Source organism: endosymbiont of Lamellibrachia barhami, from assembly GCF_011947365.2.
Taxonomy (GTDB): Bacteria; Pseudomonadota; Gammaproteobacteria; order Chromatiales; family Chromatiaceae; genus QGON01.
Window position 1 is genome coordinate 525,439 of record NZ_JAAVSH020000001.1, and the last position, 3,743, is coordinate 529,181.

Genomic DNA, 3,743 nt, shown 5'->3' on the forward strand with positions numbered 1-3,743 from the left:
GGATTGTCCGGGTTGATCAGCAACAGAGTCTTGACCTGTTTTGAGAACTGCTTGAGATCCTCCAAACTGTAACTGTAATCCGCATTCTCCGGGATAAATTGCACCACATTGGCATCACCGATGCGTTCAGGATACTCATTGAAAGTGGGGAAGATGACGCCCACCTTGCCGGTGACGTAATCGAACAGCGCATTGATTAATTCGGTTGCGCCATTACCGACGATGATCTCGCTGGCATCACAGTGAAACATCTCAGACGCCATCAGATTCTGGATGCTCAATCCGGATGGGTATTCTGTCAGCAGGCTGTGGTAGTGATACCTCATTTCGTCCAGCATCCTGCGGGGCGGGAAATAGGGATTCACCAGGTAGCAGAAATCCTTGAGAAACGGGAAACGCCAGTAGCCGCCAAACCGCTTCTGGTAGAGCGCGAGTTTTTCCCCCTCGGGAGCGAACAGGGTGCTCGCATTGTTCAGATCCTTCTGGTCGTCGATCTCATACCATTTCTCGGTGGAGAGCCGGTGGACCTTCAGGTCCTGGGTTTCGAGCAGCGTGATAACCCGCAGTACCTGCTCGTAATACTCGTTTTTACCCAACGCCTGTTGATAGGCCTTCAGGAAAGGCACGTAGCTGTTGGTGGAGAACTCGCGGGACAGCTTATAGATGTTGACGGTCTTATAATAGTTTTCGACCTGGCTGTAGTCGAAATCTTTCTTCGGAATGAACTGGATAATATTGTCTTCATCGTCCAGGGTAACGACGGTTCCGTCCATCCATGCGTCGTATTTAGCGACAATAGCCAGATTGGGGTGGGGATTCTCAATCAGGTCGAATATGATTTTTTCTTCCAAGATGAGGTCGCTTTCGATCAATATCGTGTCATCCTCCAGCAGATATCGCTTTGCCAGGAAGAGGGAGTAGATATTGTTGGTCTTATCATAGACCTCATTTCTTACATAACTGATCTGCATTCCCTTGTATTTGCGCCCCACAAATTTCTTGACGTTTTCCGACTTGTATCCGACCACCAGTATGACCAGTTCCTCTGTTTTTGGGGTGTCAGCACCGTTCGATGAATGCAGTCGTGAATCTTGACCATGCATTTGGTGTTGTCTTCAGTGACCTTCCCGAGCCTCTTGCCCATTCCGGCAGCTAGAATAATTGCTTGCATCTACTTCACCTTTGACCTGGGTTGTGATTCGGGTCGTGATAAATAAAAAGGGAGATCTAATCTGAAAATCACAGCGTTGCCTGCCGTACCAAGTCGACTGTTGTGGCAATGCCGGCATTCTGTGGTATGGGTGTTTCGGCAATATCCTTCCCCTCCAGTTTCCCGTCGACGATGTATTCTTTGTTCATCATTCCCTGAGCCCAGGTGAGGACTGTGTCGATCAGAGGTGTGGGCGTGCCTGTAATGGCCGCGACGCCCTTGATGATCAGTAAGCCAAAAGGGATGTCTTCGCTAAAATAGCGGGATTGAAAATCCGGAACGAAGCCGTTTTCGGTCTCCAGCATGGGTGTCGGAATGCCCTTGAATGAGGTTATTCCGGAGATTTTACGGGTCAGTTCCTGCGCGTTGCGAACACCATAATGTTCAAGCAACGGCAAAATGTAAGACAGATCAAGGGGGATATGGGTGAAGATATCATGCACTTCCCGATCCATTCTGACCAACAATTCAGATGCCGCATCATCCCAGCCTTCGTAGAAAAGGATGCTTTCCTGCCAGAACCGGTCTCTCTTGTAGTCATGAAAAAGCGTGTACATGCGGGCGGGGTGAAGGATCGGATTGGAGGTGGCCAGGGTAATCTCAAGGAAGTTGTTCAAACAGCTCACCGGCATTTGCAGGAGATCTTCGAGGATGGACGCGATCTCACTGCATCGGCTCCGCGGGATGGCGGCGATCGCGATCCCCTCCTTTTTAGCGCACCCAAGAACCTCACTGCCATAGTGGATAATGCGGCTGATATGGGGAACACGCTGCGCCCCAAAAATGGAGACGTTGGCTGAAGCACCCCGCAAGGCTTTTTGGGCCAACCAGTCGAACCCACCGCTGCCTGGTAATGAACCGACCCAGACATTGCCGGTCAGGTGGGGCGCGATCATGCTCAGGACAGCTGCGCGAGCATAGGCCGGCAGTGCCAGAATAACGAGATCTGCCCCGGAAATGACCTCGCTGGCCTGGTTGGAGATTAAGTGGGGCCGCCCGGTTCTGCTTCGATTCTGGTCATCCAGAACCCGAATGGATTCGCCCCAAAGATCAGGTTTCCGGGTCAGCACCCGGATTTCAAGCCCTTTTCTCTGACTCAACAGCCCCGCCAGTACATGCGCGACATTGCCACCACCACAGATTGCTATTCTCACGGTCATTCGGTCGGGTGTCCAAGGGCTCAGACAAATCCACCCCTACAGTTGGAGCTCGCGCTGCCCTGGCATTGCGGGTAAGTGCTGCTGAAAAGTCAGAGGGTGGGGCTTGTGGCGTAATCGTGGAGCACCGATCTGGTGACCCGGTTGGATTTCATGATGCCACGCATTGCAACCGAGTAATTGTACCACAAAATTTAAGTATGGTATCTACGTAGCAATGATCAGGGTCGGGACGCGTGCTGAATCTGAGCGTCGACTGAATTAGTCCAGGTTGCCACTTAGAGGGTCGTCGAGGAGAGACTCTCCTGATCAAACTGCTTCAGATCTAAAGATAGAAGTGGTACCAGCTAACCGTGCGCGCAAAGCGCAACCGGTCGACTTTTCTGCATACGATCCAGATGATCATCAGGACATTATTCCAAATTAACGCAGCCTGGTCTCCAAAACTCCAGACCGGTTAAAACAATAGCCTTCAGGTGGTAGGAACTCTGCAGTAACGACACTGACCCCATCACATGCATTGCATATGCTTGGGACCCTGGCACTCCAAGGCCCGTTTGTCCCACAGGCTTTTTATGTATACGACCAGATCTTTCGCATCCTTTTCATCCAGACCCTTTGTTTTCCAGGCCACCATGCGCTCTGTTCGCTGGGAGCCATCAAGGATCGTCTTGACCAGGGCTTCATCGGTGTGATGCCAGGCATGGGCCGATTCATCAAGAGCTGGAGCCATAACGTAGTTCTTGTTGGTCAAGGCTTCCAGCGTATAGGTTTCACCTACCCCGTCCACACCATGGCAGCTCTGACAATGATCCGTAAAGAGTTTTTGTCCTTGCCTGCCGGATTCGGTAAGTGATTTATTACTGCCACCAGGGCGATGCCAATTGACGCCCCCGTCACTCGAAACAATTATTTTTCCATATTGATTAAGGCCAATGAGACTGTTTGGGTCATTTGCGGTTACCGATAGCTGGGTCAGTACCTGTGCACCAAACTTGTTATTAACGGGTGTCCACATGGACTCTGAGCCACGCATGCGAAGCAATCCTTTTCCGACGACAAATGCATAGAGCGTACTATCAGTCGTTTCGCTGATCATGGTTGCAGGCAGTCTGAACGGATAGGAGAGGTTCCAGCTCAGGCCTTTGTCACGACTGACATACAGGCCCTTATCTGTTGCCACATGGAGCTGTAAGGGCGTTCCGGCATGCCAGGCAACTCCCTTTGCCTTGGGCAGGGTTTCCAAGGTGAGCGTTTCACCCTGGGCAATGGATACAAACATTGAGAGTGACAGTGCGATCAGCGAGGTAAAACAGGTCTTGTTAACTTTCATTATGCTTCTCATCTATTTTCAATAAAGCTGAGTTGAGCAGCTT

General features: G+C 51.0%; 2 protein-coding genes and 1 pseudogene. All 3 read right to left on the minus strand.

Annotation, left to right across the window (positions count from 1 at the left end; all coding sequences use genetic code 11):
• Positions 1–1,103, minus strand: a pseudogene (locus tag G9Q73_RS02225) (hypothetical protein); the annotation flags it as partial.
• A 136-nt stretch (positions 1,104–1,239) separates the two neighbouring features.
• Complete coding sequence (locus G9Q73_RS02230) at positions 1,240–2,370, minus strand: NAD/NADP octopine/nopaline dehydrogenase family protein (protein WP_177418300.1); 1,131 nt, start codon at positions 2,368–2,370, stop codon at positions 1,240–1,242.
• A 508-nt stretch (positions 2,371–2,878) separates the two neighbouring features.
• Complete coding sequence (locus tag G9Q73_RS02235) at positions 2,879–3,700, minus strand: c-type cytochrome (protein WP_177418301.1); 822 nt, start codon at positions 3,698–3,700, stop codon at positions 2,879–2,881.
• Positions 3,701–3,743: the final 43 nt, after the last annotated feature.